Source organism: Acidithiobacillus caldus ATCC 51756, assembly GCF_000175575.2.
Taxonomy (GTDB): Bacteria; Pseudomonadota; Gammaproteobacteria; order Acidithiobacillales; family Acidithiobacillaceae; genus Acidithiobacillus_A; species Acidithiobacillus_A caldus.
This window is the reverse complement of record NZ_CP005986.1, coordinates 2,152,463-2,172,956: the sequence shown is the minus strand read 5'-3', so window position 1 is coordinate 2,172,956 and position 20,494 is coordinate 2,152,463. Positions and strand designations below refer to the sequence as shown.

The 20,494-nt window shown below is 63.2% G+C and carries 19 protein-coding genes, 2 tRNA genes and 1 pseudogene; 13 read left to right on the top strand and 9 right to left on the bottom strand.

Annotation, left to right across the window (positions count from 1 at the left end):
• Positions 1-19 precede the first annotated feature (19 nt).
• Both rph and rdgB read left to right on the top strand, forming a co-directional pair.
• A complete protein-coding gene (gene rph / locus ACAty_RS10565; RefSeq protein WP_004868383.1) occupies positions 20-745 on the top strand; it encodes a ribonuclease PH in 726 nt (241 codons plus the stop codon).
• Positions 736-1,368: an RdgB/HAM1 family non-canonical purine NTP pyrophosphatase gene (rdgB, locus tag ACAty_RS10560; protein WP_014003342.1), complete on the top strand. Its 633-nt coding sequence runs from the start codon at positions 736-738 to the stop codon at positions 1,366-1,368. Before rph ends, rdgB begins: the two co-directional genes overlap by 10 nt.
• Here the strand turns inward: rdgB and ACAty_RS10555 are convergent.
• On the bottom strand, positions 1,335-2,192 hold the full coding sequence (locus tag ACAty_RS10555; RefSeq protein WP_004868379.1) for a sigma-70 family RNA polymerase sigma factor: 858 nt from the start codon (positions 2,190-2,192) through the stop codon (positions 1,335-1,337). The genes rdgB and ACAty_RS10555 overlap by 34 nt on opposite strands.
• Positions 2,193-2,427: 235 nt before the next feature.
• Between ACAty_RS10555 and rpsU the strand changes: the two genes are divergently transcribed.
• The 8 genes from rpsU (at position 2,428) to ACAty_RS10515 (ending at position 10,056) form a co-directional block, all read left to right on the top strand.
• Complete coding sequence (rpsU, locus tag ACAty_RS10550; RefSeq protein WP_004868377.1) at positions 2,428-2,643, top strand: 30S ribosomal protein S21; 216 nt, start codon at positions 2,428-2,430, stop codon at positions 2,641-2,643.
• Positions 2,643-3,089, top strand: coding sequence for a GatB/YqeY domain-containing protein (locus ACAty_RS10545; RefSeq protein WP_004868375.1), 447 nt, complete (start codon positions 2,643-2,645; stop codon positions 3,087-3,089). The genes rpsU and ACAty_RS10545 overlap by 1 nt, the downstream gene beginning before the upstream one ends.
• A 5-nt stretch (positions 3,090-3,094) precedes the next feature.
• On the top strand, positions 3,095-5,428 hold the full coding sequence (locus tag ACAty_RS10540) for an endonuclease MutS2 (protein ID WP_226824125.1): 2,334 nt from the start codon (positions 3,095-3,097) through the stop codon (positions 5,426-5,428).
• Positions 5,429-5,431: 3 nt separating this feature from the next.
• Entirely contained in the window at positions 5,432-7,192 is a 1,761-nt protein-coding gene (gene dnaG, locus ACAty_RS10535) for a DNA primase (protein ID WP_004868371.1), read from the top strand.
• A 109-nt stretch (positions 7,193-7,301) separates the two neighbouring features.
• The gene (gene rpoD, locus ACAty_RS10530) at positions 7,302-9,200 is read left to right on the top strand and encodes an RNA polymerase sigma factor RpoD (RefSeq protein ID WP_038472227.1); all 1,899 of its coding nucleotides are present in this window, start codon (positions 7,302-7,304) and stop codon (positions 9,198-9,200) included.
• A gap of 48 nt (positions 9,201-9,248) precedes the next feature.
• Positions 9,249-9,325, top strand: a tRNA-Ile gene (locus ACAty_RS10525).
• A 229-nt stretch (positions 9,326-9,554) separates the two neighbouring features.
• Positions 9,555-9,812 carry a type II toxin-antitoxin system prevent-host-death family antitoxin gene (locus ACAty_RS10520; protein WP_004868369.1) on the top strand — a complete coding sequence of 86 codons (258 nt, stop codon included), beginning with the start codon at positions 9,555-9,557 and terminating at the stop codon, positions 9,810-9,812.
• On the top strand, positions 9,802-10,056 hold the full coding sequence (locus ACAty_RS10515; protein WP_038472225.1) for a Txe/YoeB family addiction module toxin: 255 nt from the start codon (positions 9,802-9,804) through the stop codon (positions 10,054-10,056). Before ACAty_RS10520 ends, ACAty_RS10515 begins: the two co-directional genes overlap by 11 nt.
• 172 nt (positions 10,057-10,228) lie before the next feature.
• Here ACAty_RS10515 and ACAty_RS15535 read toward each other — a convergent pair.
• The 3 genes and pseudogenes from ACAty_RS15535 to ACAty_RS10500 all read right to left on the bottom strand — a co-directional run.
• A pseudogene (locus tag ACAty_RS15535) lies at positions 10,229-10,490 on the bottom strand (IS66 family transposase); the annotation flags it as partial.
• A 173-nt stretch (positions 10,491-10,663) separates the two neighbouring features.
• Positions 10,664-10,930 (bottom strand): hypothetical protein, encoded by a 267-nt coding sequence (locus ACAty_RS10505; protein ID WP_226047735.1) that lies wholly within the window; start codon positions 10,928-10,930, stop codon positions 10,664-10,666.
• Positions 10,909-11,664 carry a hypothetical protein gene (locus ACAty_RS10500; RefSeq protein WP_038472223.1) on the bottom strand — a complete coding sequence of 252 codons (756 nt, stop codon included), beginning with the start codon at positions 11,662-11,664 and terminating at the stop codon, positions 10,909-10,911. Before ACAty_RS10500 ends, ACAty_RS10505 begins: the two co-directional genes overlap by 22 nt.
• A 287-nt stretch (positions 11,665-11,951) precedes the next feature.
• Between ACAty_RS10500 and ACAty_RS10495 the strand changes: the two genes are divergently transcribed.
• On the top strand, positions 11,952-12,254 hold the full coding sequence (locus ACAty_RS10495; RefSeq protein ID WP_014003338.1) for a hypothetical protein: 303 nt from the start codon (positions 11,952-11,954) through the stop codon (positions 12,252-12,254).
• A gap of 10 nt (positions 12,255-12,264) precedes the next feature.
• Here the strand turns inward: ACAty_RS10495 and ACAty_RS10490 are convergent.
• Both ACAty_RS10490 and ACAty_RS10485 read right to left on the bottom strand, forming a co-directional pair.
• A tRNA-Thr gene (locus tag ACAty_RS10490) sits at positions 12,265-12,340 on the bottom strand.
• Positions 12,341-12,356: 16 nt separating this feature from the next.
• A complete protein-coding gene (locus ACAty_RS10485) occupies positions 12,357-13,370 on the bottom strand; it encodes a lysylphosphatidylglycerol synthase transmembrane domain-containing protein (protein WP_226047736.1) in 1,014 nt (337 codons plus the stop codon).
• 124 nt (positions 13,371-13,494) lie between these two features.
• On the opposite strand from ACAty_RS10485, the gene glgX reads away from it, so the two are divergent.
• The gene (gene glgX / locus ACAty_RS10480) at positions 13,495-15,603 is read left to right on the top strand and encodes a glycogen debranching protein GlgX (RefSeq protein WP_004868364.1); all 2,109 of its coding nucleotides are present in this window, start codon (positions 13,495-13,497) and stop codon (positions 15,601-15,603) included.
• On the opposite strand, the gene pabB is transcribed toward glgX, so the two are convergent.
• Positions 15,560-16,984, bottom strand: coding sequence for an aminodeoxychorismate synthase component I (gene pabB / locus ACAty_RS10475; RefSeq protein ID WP_004868362.1), 1,425 nt, complete (start codon positions 16,982-16,984; stop codon positions 15,560-15,562). The two genes, glgX and pabB, sit on opposite strands and share 44 nt — an antisense overlap.
• A 149-nt stretch (positions 16,985-17,133) precedes the next feature.
• On the opposite strand from pabB, the gene ACAty_RS10470 reads away from it, so the two are divergent.
• A complete protein-coding gene (locus tag ACAty_RS10470) occupies positions 17,134-18,516 on the top strand; it encodes a TolC family outer membrane protein (protein WP_004868361.1) in 1,383 nt (460 codons plus the stop codon).
• Between the two features lie 64 nt (positions 18,517-18,580).
• Here the strand turns inward: ACAty_RS10470 and ACAty_RS10465 are convergent, their stop codons facing one another.
• A complete protein-coding gene (locus ACAty_RS10465) occupies positions 18,581-19,354 on the bottom strand; it encodes an ABC transporter ATP-binding protein (protein ID WP_004868360.1) in 774 nt (257 codons plus the stop codon).
• Positions 19,351-20,493, bottom strand: a complete 1,143-nt coding sequence (locus ACAty_RS10460; protein ID WP_004868358.1) for an MlaE family ABC transporter permease — start codon at positions 20,491-20,493, stop codon at positions 19,351-19,353. The genes ACAty_RS10465 and ACAty_RS10460 overlap by 4 nt, the downstream gene beginning before the upstream one ends.
• Between the last annotated feature and the right edge of the window lies 1 nt (position 20,494).

Sequence of the window (20,494 nt, the reverse complement as noted above, 5' to 3'; positions counted from 1 at the left end):
TTTTCACCAAGGTGATTCCATGCCCCGTCCCTCTGGCAGAGATGCCCAGACCCTGCGTCCCGTCGAGATCATCCGTCCTTTCACCAAATACGCCGAAGGCTCCGTACTCATCGCCTGTGGCGACACCCGGGTCCTCTGCACCGCAAGTATTGAGGATAAGGTTCCGCCTTTTCTCAAGGGCCAGGGTCGCGGCTGGGTAACGGCGGAATATGGCATGCTGCCGCGCTCCACCCAAGAGCGTATGCCGCGGGAAGCGGCCAAAGGCAAGATCGGCGGGCGCACCCACGAGATTCAGCGCCTCATCGGGCGAAGCCTGCGTGCCGCCGTCGATCTCGAGGCCCTGGGCGAGCGCACGGTCTGGATCGATTGCGACGTGCTCCAGGCCGACGGCGGTACCCGCACGGCCAGTATCACCGGCGCCTGCATCGCCCTCGCCGATGCGCTTCAGGGCCTGCTCCAACGTGGCGTGTTGACGCACAATCCCTGGCGGCATTGGGTAGCGGCGGTGTCCGTGGGGATTCGCGAGGACGAAGCCATTCTCGATCTCGACTATGCCGAAGACAGCACAGCTGAGGTGGACATGAACGTGGTGATGACCGATGACGGACGCTTCGTCGAGGTGCAGGGTACCGCCGAGGGCGCTGCCTTCAGTGCGGCTCGGATGGCGGACATGCTGCTGCTGGCGCGGCGCGGTATCGACCGTCTCATCGCCCGGCAAAAATCCGAGTTTCCCCATTGGCCCTGAGTCGCGAGTGGTTACTGGCCACGCATAATCGGGGAAAAGTAGCTGAACTGGCACCCTCGCTGCAGGGGTATGGCGTGCGCCTGCGCACCCTGGCGGACTTTGACCTGCCGAGCCCCGAGGAAAACGGTGGGAGCTTTCTGGAGAATGCGCTGCTCAAGGCACGGGCGGGGTTTTCCGCCACGGGTCTACCAACCTTGGCCGAAGATTCCGGTCTCTGTGTGGCGGCCCTGGATGGTGCTCCGGGTATCCACTCCGCCCGTTTCGCCGGACCGGATGCCGACGATGCCGAGAACAATCGGCTACTTCTGGAGCGTATGCGCGGATTGCGTCCAGAGGAACGCACTGCCCACTTCCACTGCTGCATGGTACTGCTGCATCGCAGCGATGACCCGGAGCCGCTGGTGGCACAGGGTCTGTGGTCCGGTAGTATTGCCGACGCAGCGCTGGGCACTGGTGGTTTCGGTTACGATCCCGTCTTCATCCCTTTTGGCGATCTGCTGACGGCAGCCCAGCTGGAGCCTGAGATCAAGCGCCTGCGCAGTCACCGGGCCATGGCTATCCGGAGTCTGTTGGCCCTACTCGACGCGCTTTATCCTTCCCAGCCGCTCTCGCTCAAAGCCTGACGCAGGCGCAGCAGGGCGCGCACCTGTAGCTGTCGCACCGCCTCGCGGCTGACGCCCAGGCGCTCGGCAATGGCCTCCAGGGTCATGGGCGCGTCGCCGTGCAGGCCAAAGCGGTAGATCATCACTTCACGCTGTTTCTCGTTGAGGAGCTTGAGGTGCTCGCGCAGGGCGCGCACGCTCGCATCGCGATCGTAATCCTGGGCCGGCGAGGCCACGTTGCCCACCACCTGCTCAATGCGACTGGGGCCGTCTGCCATTTCCTCGTCCAGGGAGCAGACCCGGACATCGGCAAAATCCAGGGCACGCATGGTGCTGTCGCGCACGCCCAGGGCTTCGCGGCGCTGGGCACGCTGGGCATCGTGACCGTCGACCTCGTCCAGGGATTTTTGCTGCAGGGCATGGAGCGACTTGGCCAGATAATCCGGTAGGCGGATGAAGCGCGCGCGGATGAGCGCCCGTTGCATGGCCTCGCGGATCCACCAGGTAGCATAGCTGGAAAAACGCGTCCCGAGCCCCTCCTGGAATCGATCCATGGCCCGCATCAAGCCCATGTACCCCTCCTGAACCAGGTCTTCCTGACTGAGCCCCTTGTTGCGGTAGGAACGGGCAATGGCGCGGACCAGCGGCATGTGGGCCGAAACGAGCGTGGCGCGTGCAGCCTCGTCACCACTGCGGATCTGGGCGATGACCGCAGATTCCTGCTCCGGACTGAGAAAAGGACCACTTTCCTGGAGTGGAAGCAGATCGGCGGGTATGTCCGGTTCCTGGGCATGCGGCAAGATTTTCGGCAGACGTTGGGGTTTCGCTTTGGCACGGGCAGGCATGGCGTCTTCCTTCAATGGACTGAGACCCGAAGAATCTGGTCTAACAACGTTAGCTAATACATTATTTTTCAAGCAGTACGGTCAGTATTAGGATTCTTTTGCACGCCGTTGTCAAGTTTTTGCGACAGCCTGTAGCCAGTGGTCGTCACCCCCCGCTTTTTTGACTCGATCTATGCCCCCGTGTATGATCTAGGCCCCATCATCTTGCCTAACCAACGGAGAGGTATCGCTTTTCATGCCAACCATTCGCGTCAAAGAGAATGAACCTTTTGAAGTTGCCCTGCGTCGTTTCAAGCGCTCCTGCGAGAAGGCCGGCGTGCTCACGGAGGTCCGGCGGCGGGAGTTTTACGAAAAGCCGACGGAAGAGCGCAAGCGCAAGGCCGCGGCGGCCCGTAAGCGCGCCCTGAAGCGGATGCGGCGGCAGCAGTTGCGTCTGGTGCGGATGTACTGATGCCTCTGCGTGAGCAGATTCAAGAAGACCTGAAAAACGCCATGCGCGCGCGCGACAGCGAGCGTTTGGTGACCATCCGAATGCTCATGGCCGCCATCAAGCAACGCGAGGTAGACGAACGCCAGGAGATGACGGATGCCGATATTCTCGGCATCGTCGACAAACTCATCAAGCAGCGGAAGGATTCGGCGCAGCAGTTCCGCGACGGTGGTCGCCCGGACCTTGCGGACAAGGAGGAGCGCGAGATCGAGATCCTTCAGGTTTTCCTCCCGGCTCCCCTCACGCCTGAGGAGATCGACGGTGCGATTCGCGCGGCCATTGCCGAGACGGGTGCTGCCGGCCCCAAGGATATGGGCAAGGTTCTGACGCTGTTGCGGCCGCAGATGCAGGGTCGGGCCGACATGGCGCAGGTCGCCGATCGAGTCAAGGCGCTGCTTACCCCCTGAACCCCATGATCCAGGCGACGGAGCGGTCGCCCGATCCGGCTCGGACGACCTGGGTTATGCTCGATGGCCCGGCAGTACTCGAGTCCTGGACCCAACGCTGTGCCCACGAATACGGTCGACGCGACGCTGCAGGAAGGCAGCCTTGGGCAAGCCTTGCTGAGGTGCGCGAGCGACTGCACTGGAGCCATTGCCTCCAGGAACGCGATCGCCAGGGCTTCAGTGCGCCGGCGAGCCCTCTCCCGGATGTCGTATCCCTGCTGCAATTGGCGCAGCGGCCCGGGGCTCTGCTCTCGGGCAAGGAGCTGCTGCAGATCCTGCGCATCGTCGAGGAGCAAGGCCGTTACGCCGACTATCTTCAGGCGGTGTCCGACGATCTGCAGCATTGGGCAGCCACGGTGGGGCCCGACGCGACTCTGCTCCAGACCTTGGCGCGCACTCTGGATGCCGATGGCGTGCTGCTGGATGGTGCGAGTCCGGAGCTTGGACGCTTGCGTCAGGAGTCGCGACGGGCACGGGATGCGTTGCAGCAACAACTGAACGCCACCCTGCGCAATCCGCGCTGGCGGGATTTCTGGCAGGATCCCGTGGTGGTCCAGCGCAGTGGTCGTTTTTTGCTGCCGCTGAAGGTCCAGTACAAGGGGCGTTTTCGTGCCATCATTCACGACCGCTCTGCCAGCGGTGGCACCCTCTTCGTCGAACCGCTGGATGCCGTGGACGCCAACAATCGCCTCTGGGAGGTGGAGCGCGCGCTCCAGGAGGAACAGGAGCGAATCCTAAAGGAGCTAACCTGGCGCGTGGGTCGGGCCGCCGATGCCATCCGTGCCGCCTTGCTCCTCATGGGCCGGATCGAAGCCACGCGGGCGGGTCTGGAGCTCGCGGCCGCCTGGAACGGTGAATTGCTGCCGGTGATGGGGCAGCCGCAATTCGATCTGCGCGACCTGCGCCATCCGCTGTTGGCCCTGCGTCATCCCGAGGCCGTCGTCGGCAATGCCCTGGCCCTTGGACAGGATCATCGCCAGTTGGTCATCACCGGCCCCAACGCCGGCGGCAAGACGGCACTGCTGAAGGCCCTGGGACTCTGCCACCTGCTGGCCTACCTCGGCCTGCCGGTGCCGGCCCGGGGGCAGTTAGGGTATTTTACCCAGATTCTCGCCGTGATTGGCGATGCCCAGGACATCCAGGCCGATCTCTCCACCTTCTCGGCCCAGCTGGAGCGCCTGCGCCGGGTGCTGCTGCAGGCGGATGCACACAGCTTGTTACTGCTGGACGAACTGGGCAACGGTACGGACCCGCGCGAAGGGGCGGCCCTTGCCCGGGCCATCGGCAGCGAACTGTTGGAACGTGGTGCCCTTGCCGTCCTGACCAGTCACATGGAGGCCCTCAAGCGCTACGCCCTGGAGCGTCCGGAAATCGTTCTCGGGGGGATGGGCTTTGACGTGCAGGCCTTGCGCCCGACCTACCGCTTGCAGCTGGGCATGGGCGGCGCGAGCCATGGCCTGGCCATCGCCCGCCGCCTGGGTCTACCCGCCGCCGTGCTGGATCGCGCCGAGGCCATTCATGCCAGTGAACAGGAGGACTGGGAGCTCTGGGAAGCCCGTCGCGAAAGCTTGCTGCAGGAGGCCCAGCGCGAACGACAAGAAGCCGAAGCGCTGCGCGCTGAGGCGGAACGGCTACAAGCGCGCTGGCGTAAGGAACAGGAGCTGGCCACCGCAGCCCGGGAGCGGGCGGCCGCCGAGGCGCGTCACCAGTGGGAGACCATACTCGCCCAGGCGCGGGCCGAGGTGCGTGCGGCCATTGCGGCACTCAAGGCGGGACGGGATACCGCGGCGGCCACGGCCCGCCTCGACGCTCTGGATGAACGGCTGCGGCCGGCGGCGACCCAGGCGCCCGCACGGCTGCCGACAGCGGGGGATCGCGGCCTCTTTCTGCCCCTGCGTCAGGCCGTCGAGGTGCTGCGTGTGGATGGAGCGGGGCAGAAGCTGCAGATCGAAATTCGCGGCAAGCAGTTGTGGGTTCCGCTGGAGCAGTTTCAGCTGGATCCGGGCGCGACGCTGGCAGAGGAGCGGGGCGGCAGCCACTATCGCTCCCCCGAGTCGCACCCCTGGCGTCTGGACCTGCGCGGGCAGCGCCGAGACGTGGCTCGCGTGGCCCTGGAGCGCCATGTGGATGGTGCCATCGCCGCCGGGCGGCAACAGGTGGAGGTGCTGCACGGCACGGGCAACGGCGTTCTGGCCGAGATGGTACGGGAGTTTGCCCAGAGCGACGCGCGCGTGCTCGCCTGGCGGATGGCGCGCCCGGAACAGGGCGGTGGTGGCGTCAGCGAACTGGATTTACGCTAGGGTATGACCCGCTTCTCCCAGGCCTTCATCGATACGGTCCTTGCCCGCAGCGACATCCTGCGCCTCATAGACAGCCGTGTGTCGCTGAAGAAAAAGGGTAAGGACTATTGGTCTTGCTGTCCCTTTCATCAGGAGAAGAGCCCATCCTTTTCCGTGAGTCCGGAGAAGCAGATCTACTACTGTTTTGGCTGCCACGCCCACGGCAACGCCATTGGCTTTCTCATGGCCTACGAGCGTCTTTCCTTTGTCGAGGCCGTAAGTCTCCTGGCGGAGGAGGCTGGTATCCCGCTCCCCCAGGAGGGACGCCCCGAAGGGCCCGACCCCCGGCCCGTGCGGGCCATCCTGGAGGCCGCCGAAAAACTCTACCGGGAGGCCCTGCACAGTCATCCGCCGGCACAGGCCTACTGGCGGCAGCGCGGCCTCAGTGAAGCCACCTGGAACCATTTTGGCCTGGGTTTTGCGCCCGATCAGGCACAGTTTCTCACCTCCCGTCTGGGCCAGAATTCCGCCCAGCGGGAACTGCTGGTGGCGGCCGGGCTGGTCTCCCGGCGCGACGACGGCCGTTACTACGACCGTTTTCGTGCTCGAGTCATCTTTCCCCTGCGCGACGGTCGCGGGCAGCTTTGCGGCTTTGCCGGACGCAGCACGGACGGGCGCGAGCCCAAGTACCTCAACAGCCCAGAGACCATCCTCTACCACAAGGGACAGATGCTTTACGGTCTGGATCTGGCGCGAGAGGGCATCCGTCGGCGTCGACGGGTGGTGCTGGTGGAGGGCTACCTGGACGTCATTACCCTGCATCAGGCCGGATTGGATTTTGCCGTGGCGGCCAGTGGTACGGCCCTGACGGACAAGCAGTTGGAGATCCTCTGGCGCACTGCCGGGGAGATCGTGCTGTGCTTCGACGGCGACGCTGCGGGCCGCGCGGCGGCCTGGCGAGCACTGCAACTGGCGCCAGCGCGACTGCGTCCCGGCCGGCTTTTACGGGTGCTTTTCCTGCCCGAGGGCGAGGACCCCGACTCTCTGGTGCGCAAGGGGGGCGCAGCGGCCTTCGAGGAGATTCTGGCGCAGGCACGTCCTGCCCTGGATCATCACCTCAGCGTGTTGCGTGAGCGCTACGATCTAAAAAAAGCGGACGAGAAGGCCCAATTCCTGGGCGAGGCACGGGCATTTTTGGCCCAGGTGCAGGATGCCGATCTGCGGGCGGTCTATGGTCAGCGGCTCGAGGAGATTGCTGGTGTCGCCGTCGTCCTGCCCAAGACCTCTGCGCAAGCTTTCCCAGAATCCGCGCCCAAGCCGGTGCCCGTGAAGGCCAAGCGCCCCGGGCGGCCGAGTCTCTGTCAGGCGGCCCTGCGGCTTTTGCTCCAGCGCCCCGTGGATCCGCACTGGCAGCAATTGGAACGAAGATTGCTGGTATACCTTCGCGACGAGGATACCCACGCCGAGGTGCTGGCAGACGGCCTTGAAATTTTGTCTGAGTCCACCCATATAGGAAGTCAGGCCCTTTTTGCCCGGCTGGCGGCGCGGTGGGATCTGGATGCGCTGTTTCGCGAGCAGTTTGCACCGTCCGTAGGGTCCGACGAGGGATCGCAGAGTGAGGTACGGGATTGCGTGGCGCGCCTGAATCTGCAGCTGACCCAGGCGCGTATTCGTTTCATAGGACGAACCGCGGATCGCGCAGGCCTTGCGGCCCTGTCGCCGGAGGAGCGGCAGGAGCTCCTGCGCATCACCAAGGGACGAAGGTCGAAGGGTGAGGAGTCCTAGGGGGTCGTGAAAGTGCCAATGGACCGGTTTACCCAAGTGCGCCGGTCGGCTTTTCATCGGCGGTGGTTTTCTTATACAATACGCGGCTTTCCGCGTCGGTGGGTTGTCTATGAGAGAGAGTGACAGTACGGTGGACAACGAGTCTCAGCGTTCCGAGCTCAAGCGGTTGATTGCCCGGGGAAAAGAGCAGGGCTATCTGACCTATCGCGAGATCAATGACCTCCTGCCTGAGGATGTCTTTGATCCGGAGCAGATGGAAAACGTCATCACCATGATCAACGACATGGGCATTGAAGTCTTCGAAGAGGCGCCCGATGACGAAACCCTGCTCATGGACAACGAGGGCAACCCCATCGTGGCCGCTCAGGAAGCGGAAGAGGCTGCCGAAGAGGCCTTGGCCGTGGTGGAAGCCGACATCGGTCGAACCAGCGACCCCGTGCGTATGTACATGCGTGAGATGGGTACGGTGGAGCTCCTGACCCGCGAAGGCGAGATCGAAATCGCGCGGCGCATCGAGGACGGTCTCCTGCAGGTGCTGCGCGCTGTATCCACCTGTCCCACCACCATTGCCCTATTGCTGGAGGCAGCGCAGAAGGTGGAGCAGGGCGAGCTGCGCCTGGATGAGGTCGTGGATGCTTTCATTGACCCCAATGCCATCAACGAAGCAGCGGCCGAGGATGAGGATTTGGGACTCGCCGCCGAGGCCGATGAGGCCGATGACGGCGACGAGGACGAGGATGAGGAGGACGGCGCTGGCCTCAGTGTGGCGGACAAGGGGCCGCAGCTGGAGGAGGCCTTGGAGCGCTTTGCCGCCATCCGCGCCGGCTACGAGCACCTGCTTGCCTTGCACAAGGCAGGCAAGGTGCGCAGCCCGGAATATCAGGAACAACGCCAACTGCTGGCCGATCGCTTCATGGAGATGAAGCTCAACGTGCGCCAGATCGACCTCATGGCCGATGCGCTGCGCAACCTGACGGAGGAAGTGCGTCTGGCCGAGCGCGAATTGATGGCCCTGTGCATCGACCGCGCCGGTTTCCCGCGCAAGGAGTTCGTGCGCAGTTACCCAGGGCACGAAAGCGATATCGCCTGGGTCGATGCCCAGATTGCCGCAGGCCGCCCCTACAGCCCCATGATGCTGGTGCTGCGCGACGAGATCGTGGCCGTCATGACCCAGCTGGCCGACATCGAGGAACGGGCAGGTCTGCCCATTGCCGAGATCAAGGAGGCCAGTCGCCTCATGTCCATCGGTGAGGCCAAGGCGCGTCGGGCCAAGAAGGAGATGGTCGAGGCCAACCTGCGTCTGGTGATCTCCATCGCCAAGAAATACACCAACCGTGGCCTGCAGTTCCTGGATCTCATCCAAGAGGGCAACATTGGTCTCATGAAGGCCGTGGACAAGTTCGAATACCGCCGCGGCTACAAGTTCAGTACCTACGCCACCTGGTGGATTCGTCAGGCCATCACCCGTAGCATAGCGGATCAGGCTCGCACCATCCGGATCCCCGTGCACATGATCGAGACCATCAACAAACTCAACCGGATCAGCCGTCAGATGCTGCAGGAGATGGGGCGCGAACCCACCCCGGAAGAGCTCGCGGCGCGTATGGAGATGCCGGAGGACAAGATCCGCAAGGTCCTGAAGATTGCCAAGGAACCCATTTCCATGGAGACGCCCATAGGCGACGATGAGGACTCCCACCTGGGGGACTTCATCGAGGACCGCAATGTCGCTGCCCCCACCGATGCGGCCGTCAATGCTGCCATCCGCGAGGTGGTAGAGGAGCTTCTGGATACCGGCCTGACGCCGCGGGAGGCCAAGGTGCTGCGTATGCGCTTTGGGATTGGCATGAATACCGACCACACCCTGGAGGAGGTCGGCAAGCAGTTCGACGTGACCCGCGAGCGCATCCGGCAGATCGAAGCCAAGGCTCTGCGTAAACTGCGCCATCCGTCGCGCTCCGAGCGCCTGCGCAGTTTTGTGGACGGTGAGGTGACCATCACGTCGTAATGCGCTAGGTTGCCATCTGGGCCGGTCACGAGACCGACCCGGCGTTTCGGGCCTGTAGCTCAGCTGGTCAGAGCAGGGGACTCATAATCCTTTGGTCGCGGGTTCAAATCCTGCCGGGCCCACCATATAAAACAGGTAGTTACATGATATTAGATCATCACCTATCTATCTGGGCTTTAGCTGTGTGTTCAGACCTCGGCGCTGACGGCTGTTTATCTGCTCATGCGGATTTACACCGTGAATACAGAACCCATACACTCACTTTCGGCGGCACGCGGATGTGAGGCCTGCGCTGAGCGCTAGTTGACCGTCGGCGCGCATTGTACTAGTTTAAGTACAATTAGGGAGGTCGTTATGGACGCGGTAACCTACAGCCACACCCGACAGCACTTGTCCGAGATCATGAACAAGGTCACCAATGACCGCGCTCCGATCCTGATCACGCGCCAATCCGGAGAACCGGTCGTGATGATGTCCCTGCAGGATTTCAACGCCCTGGAAGAAACCGCCTACCTGATGCGCAGCCCGAAAAACGCGAAGCGACTCGCCGAAGCCATCGAGCAGCTGGCGGCGGGCGGCGGGACGATCAGGGCACTGGTGGATGCCGATTAAGTTCTCCGATCCGGCCTGGGAGGACTATCTGTTCTGGCAAGCGCACGATGGGGACACGTTGAAGCGCATCAATACCCTCCTGAAGGATATACGGCGATCCCCCTTTCAAGGGATCGGAAAACCCGAACCCCTGAAGCATAACCTGGCCGGCTTTTGGTCCAGACGCATCGACGAAGAGCATCGCCTGGTCTATGCGATCCAAGAGGACACTATTTTGGTTGCCCAATGCCGCTACCACTACTGAGCTATCCATCCGGCGACTTGAGCTCGGAATAGACACCATCAGAGAGAGACCGAGTGCCTACCAGCCCGCGCCGCGGCGCGCCAACCCGTAATCGCGTCACGGATCGGGGAGATGGTCAGGAAGCTCGGCTGCCGTTGCGGTCCGGGGTATGCGCGAAGACGTTCCGCTACCGGGGCAGGCGATCCACGTGCTTGGCCGTCAGGACCTGAGCCGCCCTGTGCGCCGTAGGCAAACCCTTATCGATTACCTGCGCCGGCATGGCCGGGCTTTCGAGGGTACTGCAAGGGCGGCAGGCCAGCTTCGGGCAGATGTGGCGGATGACCAATCGTCTCCAGAGGGCCGCCGCACTAGCCGTAGGTGCAGCCGTCGGGGTCGTGGCGGAGCTCAAGGCGGGGCAGGGTATCGGGCAGGTCCACGCGGCCGGGATGGTGGCGGGGACTTGTCTTTCACGGCGTCGCGCCCCTCCGAGGCGGGGGTCAAAATACGTGCGCTCAGGGACGAAGAGCGAGCGTGAAGTTCTCTCTGGATGCCACCGTGGCTTTTTTCTGGCTGATCCCGAGTTGTCAAGCAGTTGGCGCACCTTCGTCCAGGGTGTGCGGCAGTCCCATCATTTCTTGCCTGACCCGCCCTTTTTATCGGCGAAGAGTGCCCCCATCTGCTGCCGACCGAGCGGCGAGAGCAGCGGCTTGAGCTGGGAAAAAGACAGGCGCAGAGTTGTCGTGCAGTCCGGCCCTTCGAGTGGAAGAAAGGCGGGGGTGAAATACAGACCGTCCCGGCCGATGGCAACCTGGTAGCTCGCGTGGCCGAGCACGTCACGGCACTCTGAAGATTCACCGACGTTGTCGGGATCCTTTAACCCGGCCGCATGGCGCACTGATTCTTGTGCGACTCAGCCCACTGCAGAAAACGCCCAACGATGATCTCTGGCGGCCACAACAACGACAGCTCTTGGGAACCATCCGACCCCTGCCCGAAAAGCGCTCCCTCTTGGCAATCGTAGAAGTCGTCCGCAATTTCTTGCATGTGCCGCCGCGCCCAGGCGTTGAAACGCCGTGCCCGCGGGTCGCTGCCGCGGAGCAAAACGCCTTGGGCGGAGTAGTTTTTCTTGAACGCCGGGCCGTAGTCGACGGACAGATCGATGAAGGGCCGGCGTGGGTCGTCGCGCTGCACGATCCTGGGTTTGACGGCGTAGCGCGGCGCGTTGAAGGCCTGAGTCGCGCAGGCGTTGTTCTTCGAATCTTCCGCCGTCAGCGGTACCCGGGTGAGGGTGACGTGCAGCGTCTTGCCCTGCCGCTCCCAGTCGACGGACATGGAATCCTCGGTCACCGTGCCGATACGCCATACCGCACCGTTATATTTTGGCCTGCCGTCCAGGTCTACCAGCTCACGCCACACGCGCCGGTCATTTTCGGGCGTGAGCGCGATCAGGGTCTGGTGTTTGTCGTAATAGTACAACGCCCAATCTTCGCGTTGAAAACAGACGTGCACCGGCTGCTTGGCGATTTGCCCCTTCCAGACACTGCCGCCCTGCCACGTTGCAGCGGACTCGGCCGCCAGCGCCAGGGGCGCCGCGCCGCTTGCGGCGAAGCAGAGGACGATGCGCAACACGCATGCAGTCAAGGCCCTAGGGTACCGCCCCCGGGAAAAAGCCAAAAACTGGGATGACAGGGCACGGCGAATCGGCATGACGGGCAAGATCCACTCCAAACGATTCCGCGAGCATCTTAATCGCTCAGCCCGACCTTTCATAGACGCGCTGCGTCCCGAGAAAGCCCAAATTATGCATTTTGTAACCGAGTACCATCGTGTGTGCGGGTAGTATTCCAGGGCGGGGTGTACATCGTTGGCGGGACTGGGTGGCCACCGCGGATCTCCGAACACTGGAGGTGGCTTGAATGCAACCAACGATGGAGACCACGGCGCTGACCATGGACAGCACGACGCTGATGCAATTTGTGGAAAAGGAGGCCGACGTGATTTGTCGCGCGGGTTGGGGCAGTTGGCGTTGCAGCTCGATGGGGGTGGAAGCCGAGTCCCAATGCGGGGCGGCGCATTACGCGCACGGCGCCGAGCATACCGAAATCCGGCCCGAGGTACGGGGCATAGCGGTAGGTCTAGCCGAGACGAGGGCCTTCTGGATCGACTTCCTGCACCGTTTACGACGATGCGGGCTATCGGGGGTTGAAAAATCCAATTAATTCCTTTAGTTGGTGCCGGCAACAGGAATCGAACCCGTGACCTACCGATTACAAATCGGTTGCTCTACCTGCTGAGCTATGCCGGCATCGTCCTCGGCGAGTTTAGCGAGGGTTTTCGCTGGCTTCAATCGCCGGGTGCTGGGACAATCGGTGGTGGCCGATGCCGAACCACAGTAGCGCTCCTGGAAGGCTTGTCAGCAGTACGGTTGCGCCCGTGAGCAGCGAGAGGGCCAGGGCGGCATCGTGGCCGATATGCAGGGCTCCCAAGTACAGCACGACGAGCCCCTCGCGCAGGCCCCAGCCGGCAAAGGAGACCGGTAGGGCGAGAAAGAGGCTCACCAGCGGCCAGACGAGCCAGACGGCAGCGGGATCCAGGTGAACCCGCAGCGCTTGCGCCAGAGACCAGAAGGTGAGGATGGAAAAGCCTTGGACGATTAGGGATAGGCCGATGGTTGCGGCGAGGGCCTTGGGGTGACGGAGGAGGGCGGCCATGCCCAGGCGGATATCGTGCAGCTTGTTCCCGACCTTTCCCAGATGGGTGTTCAGGAAGTTCAGCCACGGGGTCAAGATCAGCGCCACGATGAGCACGTATCCGGCCACCACCACCGCCATGGTCTTATCCATACCCGGCAGCAGGGCGACATGGCGTCCGCCCAGAAGAAAGGCCGTCAAAGCGATACCCACCAGGGCACCCATGCCGATGAAGCGGTCGCTGAAGACGGCCGCCAGAGCGAAGGGCATGCCCCGGGCCTGGTGGCGCGTGTACCAGGCCCGCAGGAAGTCGCCAGACACCGAGCCCGGCAGCACCTGATTGAAATAGGCCCCCACCCAGTTCAGCCGCCACAGCCAGGCGATGGGCGCGGGACGGGAGAGCGCGCGCAGGATGATCCACCAGCGGCCCGAGGAGATACTGATATTGGCCGCGTAGCTTGCCGCGGCCGCTGCGAACCACCACGGGTCCATCTCCTCAAACCGCTGCAGCAGGTGCGGCCAGTCGGTTTTCTGGAACAGCCAGGCAAGCACCACCGCCGTGAAGGCGACTTGCGCCATCAGTTGCCAATGCCCGCGCTTCGGTCGCTTGTGCGGCGGACGCGGATTTTCTGCGACGGTAGTCACCGAAAACGATTGCCCCTGTCTCTGCGAGGTGCAGACTCTAACCCGTCGCGGGGATCTCGGCAAATCCGGTGGCGGCGGGGTCGGACTATACTCTCACTGCCCACGAAGCGACGCAGGAGTGATTATGGATTATCGTGTACGAGAAGGTTTACCCTTTCCCATGGGAGCCCATTGGGATGGCAAGGGCGTCAATTTCGCGCTGTTTTCCCGCAATGCCAGCAAGGTAGAGCTTTGTCTCTTTGCCGACGATGGCCAGCGCGAACTGGCCCGAATCGCCTTGCCGGAGTATAGCAACGAGGTCTGGCACGGTTATATCGAAGGGCTCGCCCCAGGTCAGCTCTACGGGTATCGCGTGCATGGTGAATATGCTCCTGAGGCGGGCCATCGTTTCAATGCCAACAAACTGTTGATCGACCCCTACGCCCGGCAACTGTGGGGAGAGCTGCGCTGGGATCCGGCACTGTTTGGCTACGAGATTGGCCACAAGGACAAGGATCTCAGTTTTGACGAGCGCGACAGTGCGCCCTTCATTCCCAAATGTCGCGTGGTGGATGAAGGCTACGACTGGGGTAGTGACCGGCATCCGCAAAAAGCCTGGAACGAGACCTCCTTTTACGAGATGCACGTACGCGGCATGACCATGCGCCACCCCAAGGTGCGGGACGATCTGCGCGGCACCTTTGCCGGTCTCGCCACCCCCGATCTCCTGGATTACGTCCGTGCCTTGGGGGTTTCGGCCATAGAGCTCATGCCGATCCATGCCTTCGTGCACGATCAATATCTGTTGGACAAGGGGTTGCGCAATTATTGGGGCTACAACAGCATCGCCTTTTTCGCGCCCCATCCGCAGTACCTCAGCGATGGGGGTATCGAGGAGTTCAAGCGTTTCGTCGCAGCGGCGCACGAGCGCGATCTCGAGGTCGTCCTCGACGTGGTTTATAACCACACGGCGGAAGGCAGCGAGCTTGGTCCGACCCTGTCGTTTCGCGGCATCGATAATGCCGTCTACTACAAGCTGCTGCCCGATCAAGGGCGGTATTACATCAACGATACCGGCACCGGAAATACCCTGGATACCGGCCATCCTCGCGTAGTGCAGATGGTAACGGATTCTCTGCGCTACTGGGTGGAGGTCATGCACGTGGATGGCTTTCGCTTTGATCTCGCCACCATCCTGGGTCGTGAACCCGATGGCTTCAGTCAGCGCAACGGGTTTTTCGTGGCCGTCGCTCAGGACCCGACCCTGGCGCGGGTGAAGCTGGTTGCAGAGCCCTGGGATAGTGGTCCTGGTGGTTATCAACTGGGGAATTTTCCACCGGGTTGGGCCGAGTGGAATGGCAGATACCGCGATACCCTGCGCGCCTTCTGGCGTGGTGACCCCGGGCAGCTTCCGGATTTGGCCCGACGACTGACGGCTTCCGGGGATATTTACGACCATCAGGGACGCAGTCCCTTTGCCTCGGTGAATTTTGTCGCGGTGCACGATGGCTTCAGTCTGTACGATCTGACCGCATACAACGATAAGCACAACGAAGCAAACGGTGACGACAATCGCGACGGAAGCGACGACAACCGGTCTTGGAACTGTGGCGTGGAGGGTCCCACGGATCAAGAGGACATCGTCGAATTGCGCCAGCGGCAGATGCGCAATTTTCTGGCAAGCCTGTTCTTTTCCCAGGGAGTGCCCCTGCTGTGCAGCGGTGATGAGTTTGGGGCAACGCGCCAGGGCAACAACAACGTGTACTGTCAGGATAACGATCTGGGCTGGCTGCACTGGGATCACGATGCCGCGGCGCAGGCCCAGATTCGATTTGTGCAGAAGGTGATCCAGCTACGCCAGCGCTACCCCATGCTCCGCCACGGCCGTTTTCTGCTGGGGCGCTATCACGAGACCCTGAAGGTGAAGGATGTCAGCTGGATCAATGCCAATGGCGAGGAGATGACCGAAGGGGAGTGGCAGGACGAGAATGCTCGCTGTCTGGGCGTCCTTCTCGATGGCCGGGCCCAGGCAACGGGCATTGTCCGACGCGGTGAAGACGACACGCTTCTGCTCATCCTCAACGCGGCGGCGCAGGCGGTGGAGTTTTGTCTGCCCAAGGTCAGTGAGGGAAAATCCTGGGAACGTCTGGTGGACACCAATATCCCGGACGCAGATGCCCAAAGCTTTGCCCTTTCCGCCCCTTACCTGGTCACTGCCCGGTCTCTGCTGCTCTTCGTTCTGCGCACGCAGTAGCCGACGGCACAGTATCCCGTCTGGCGCTCAGGGTGGCCGTAATGAAGGCCACCTTGTCCAGGCTCTCCCGATATTCGGCGTCGGCCTCGGAATCCATGACGATGCCGCCGCCTCCCCAATACTGGACCTGTCCGGCGCGGTAGCTCAGGCTGCGGATGAGGATGTTCCAGTCCATGCGTCCGCGCGCGTCCACATAACCCAGGCTTCCGCAATAAAACCCTCGGGGTTTTGCCTCCAGCGACTGCAGGAGTTCCACGGCGTGGCGTTTGGGCGCCCCGGTGACGGATCCACCGGGCAGGCAGGACAGTAGCACGTCCCAGGGGTCGCAGTCCGGGTGCAGGCGTGCTTCGACGCTGCTGACCAGGTGATGGACGGCGGGAAAGCTCTCCAGGGCGCACAACTGGGACACGCGCACGGAGCCGAGTTCGGCCACCCGTCCCAGGTCATTGCGCAGCAGATCGACGATCATGACATTTTCGGCCCGATCCTTGGGACTGGCACAAAGCTCGGCGGCCCGGGCGCGGTCGCGCAGGGGATCCGGGTCCCGACGTCGGGTTCCCTTGATGGGCCGGGCCTGCAGCTGTCCATCGCACAGACTCACCAGCCGTTCGGGAGACAGGCTCAAGAGGGTCGCCTCGGGCAGCGCGAAAAAGGCGGCAAAGGGCGCGGGATTGCGCTGGCGCAGGGCACGGTAGAGTTGCCATGGGGTCCCCGACCAGTTGGCCTGGAAGGCCTGGGCCAGATTCAGCTGATAGACATCGCCCGCGCGCAGGTATGCCTGAACTTTGGCAAAGGCACTGCGATACAGCTCAGCCGACCACATGGGCTGGACATCGCTGTCGCCCAGGATCGTTTCTTCTCGATCCGAGGGTTCTGCCATCTCCGCGCGCAACGCCAGCAGATCGTCGGCATGCCCCCAGAATCCGGCCTCACGGCGCAGGTGGTCGACCAGGTAGGCGCTGTCGTACCAGGCCAGAGCTGCCGTCGGCAGGGTCGGGTCGTCCGGGCCTGGAATGCCCAGCATTTGCCGACCCCAGTCGTAACTGAAAAAACCCGCAAAACCCCCGGCAAAGGGGTAGTGCATGGGAAAAGCGTCGAGACCCCTGATGCGCTCCTGCTCCTCGCGGGCGATGGCGCGCAGGACGGAGATCAGCGTATCGTTGGAAGTCTTCGGGGCATTACCGCCCTCGGCAAGGAAGGTCTGGCCTCCTTGCTGCCAGACGCGCCAGCGTGGGCGGCGCAGCAGGATGTCGAAACGGCCGCGCTGCCCACCCGATGCACAGCTGTCCAGGAACAAGGTCCAGGGTTCCGATGCCATCCGCGCACTTGGCAGTGGCTGGTGCGCGCTGGGATAGGGTAGGCTGTACCAGAGTTGGGCCATGGCGCTTCGATCCTTGGCGGAGGGGCTTTAGAGCATAGCCAGATTCCCGCGTTTGCCCAAGCCGAATACAGGGGAGTACAATATCTCTTGAATACTGACCGTTCGGTCGGTAACCTATCGTCACCATTGTGCGACCGAGCGGGTGTGCCATGTCCAATTTGCGCTTGTCGCTGCTCTGCGCAGCGGCGCTGTGTCTGGGAAGCTCCAGCGTCTACGCTGAGGATCTGCTTTCGGCCTATGAGCAGGCCTACCGCACCGATCCGGCCCTCGCTGAGGCGCGCGCGCAGTTGCAGGCCACGCTTCAGGACAAACCGGCAGCGCGGGCGGCGCTGTTGCCGCACCTCGGGCTGGGGGCGAGCGTGGGCTACAACACGGGCACCTTTTCCGGCTTTGCCGGGCTCGACCTGAGCAAGGCCTATCTGTCGGACAGTTACAGTGTCACCCTCACCCAGTCGGTTTTCGATGGTCAGAGCTATGTGGCCCTGCGTCAAGCCGACAGCCGCATCCAGGCGCAGACGGCGGCACTGCTGTACACGCAGCAGCAGCTGGCCCTGCGCGTGGCCACGGCCTATTTCAAGGTACTGGAGGCGCAGTCCCAGGAGCGTATTGCCGAGCGTCAGCGACGCCTGCTGGAGAGCATCTACCGGCAGACGGAGGCGGCCCTGAAGGTGGGCACCGGCGATATCGTTGCCGTGCGTGAGGCCCGAGCGCGCCTCGATGCAGCGCGGTCGGACCGGATCCGTGCCCGCAATGCGGTGTCCGTCGCCGAGCGCGGCCTGGAGCGCCTCACCCACGCACCCGTTGGTCATCTGGAGGATCTCCGGCCCTTTACCGCCGAAGGTCCGAAGCCGGACGACATGGACGCTTGGGTTCAGGCGGCCATCCGGGATCAGCCGCTGATGCACGAGGCCGAGGCGCAGCTGCGTACGGCCCAGGAAGCGGTGCAGTACCAGCAGCGGGCGCGCTGGCCCAAGGTAGACCTGCAGGGCATCGCGCAGCATGTGCATGGCAATCCCTTTCCGGGATTCAATGAGAATCAGGCGGGGGTGAGCCTCAATCTGTCCATGCCCATTTATCAAGGTGGAAGCATCTCCAGTGGGGTGCAGAAGGCCCAAGCCCTCAGCGTGGCGCAGGTGGATCACGTCGGCAGCGTGCGCGATCGGGTACGGCTGGATACGCAGACGGCTTTCCTCAACCTCAAGGACAGCGTGGCCCAGTTGGCCTCGGCCAAGGCGGCTGTGGAGTCGGCAAAGATTTCCCTGGAGGGTACCCGTAAGGGTTATGAGGTGGGCACGCGCTCCATCATCGACCTCTTGCAGACGGCTACGGACTACATCCGCGCTGAGCAGGACTACAACGTCGCCCTCTACAATCAGGTGCTCGCGCGTGTCCAGTTGAAGGCGGCCGCCGGCCAGCTGGATCTGGCGGATCTCAGTGCCGTGAACGGTCTGCTGGGCGGCGGTGCCGGGACCCACGAGCACACCGATAGCCGGGCGGCTGCCGACCAGAAGAGCGCCGCCATGGGCGATTAGCCCAGAGCACGGCGGCTGCCCCGCCACACCCCCGGATCGGCGGCGCCGTACCCAAAGTAAGTCATCAGCAGCGCAGGGCCTTGAGCACGCGTTCGCCTCGCTCCCCGTGGAAGAATTCCCGTACGTAGGGATCGTCTACCTCCGCTACCTCCTGCAGGGAGCCAATGGTCAGAACCTTGCCCTGGGAGAGCACGGCGATGCGGTCGGAGGTGGCGGCGATACTATCCAGGTCGTGGCTCACCATGACCACCGTCAGACCCACATCCCGGTGGACGTCGCGCAGCAGATCGTCGAAATCGGCGGCGGTGATGGGGTCCAGGCCAGAGGTGGGTTCGTCGAGGAAGAGGATCTCCGCTTCCAGGGCCAGAGCACGCGCCAGCGCTGCCCGCTTGACCATACCCCCGGAAAGTTCTGCCGGAAGCTTGTAGGCATCCGCCGGGCGCAGGCCTACCATCTGCAGTTTGAGACTGACGAGTTCACGAATGTCCCTTTCGCTGAGTCCTCCCCACTCGCGCATGGGAAAGGCGATGTTCTCGAATACCGTCAGGGCACTGAACAGCGCCCCTTGCTGAAAGAGCATCCCCCAGCGCCGGCGCAGCGCCACGGCTGCCCGTCCACGCAGTTGCGCCAGGGACGATCCGAGGATGCGGATCTCGCCCTCGACGTGGGGGACGAGTCCGACCATGGCGCGCAGCAGTGTCGTCTTGCCGCTGCCGCTTCCGCCTACGATACTCAGGATCTCACCGGCGCGCACCTCCAGATCCAGATGCCGGTGTACCCAGTGGGGACCGAAACGGGTGGCGACATCGCGGCAGACGATGGCGTGCTCTGCGCTCATCCTACGGAGATCCCGGTATTGGCAAAGACCATGGCGAGGACGGCATCGATGACGATGACCAAGGTCAGGGTGAGGACCACGGAATCGGTGGTTTCACGGCTGAGACTGTCCGTATTGGGTTGCACCTTGAGGCCGTGATAGCCGCTTACCCAAGCAATGAGGATGCCAAAGAGTATGCCTTTGCCGATGCCCAGCCAAAAGTTGAAGTCGGGCACCATGATGGGCATCTCGCGCAGGAAAAAGCTGGCGCTGATGCCAAGATCGAGTTTGGCGACGATGATTGCCCCCAGGATGGCGACGGCATCGGTCCAGACCACGAGCAAGGGCAGGGTGATGGCTAGGGCAATGACCTTGGGCAGGATCAGGCGCTGTACGGGTGAGATCCCGAAGGTACGCAGCGCATCCAGTTCTTCCGTGACGCGCATGGCGCCGATCTGGGCCGTGAAGGCGGAGCCCGTGCGCCCGGCCAGGATCACCGCCGTGATCAGGGGGCCGAATTCCCGCAGGATACTGAGTCCGGCAATGCTGATGATATAGATGTTCGCGCCATAGCTTGCCAGGGTGGGTGCCGACTGAAAGCTGATGACGATGCCGATGAGAAAACCGATGAGCGAAAGAATGGGCAGGGAATCCGGTCCGGTGCGCACGACGGTGGCGGAAATCTCGCGCCAAGGAAAGTGGCGCGGATGACGCAGCGCGCGCCAGAGCTCGGTGAGCAAGGCGCCGAGAAGGAGAAACAAGCCCCAGAGATCCACAAGCACGCCGAGGATGTGTGCGCCCAAGGCATCGAGCCGCGCCCAGAGCCCCCACGGACGCCGCGGTGCAGTGGGCGTCTGCATTTGCGCAAAGCGTCGGAAAACCGCCTCCTGCTCCGCGCTCAGACGTGCATCCGCGGGCAAAACGCCACCCCAGGCGCGCCAGATGACCAGGGCGCCGACGCTGTCCAGGCGCTCGATGGCGCGCAGATCCCAGGGGCGACCACGGCCAGCCTGGGCCAGCTGCTCGCGGACCCGGTCCATGGCGCCTGTCAGGCGGCGCAGGGTCCAGCGCCCACGCAGCGTGAGGAACTCGCCCTCGAGTTCCCAGTGCGGCTCTTCCTGCGGCTGCGTGCTTGCCGGGGCGGGATGCTGGGACGTCATC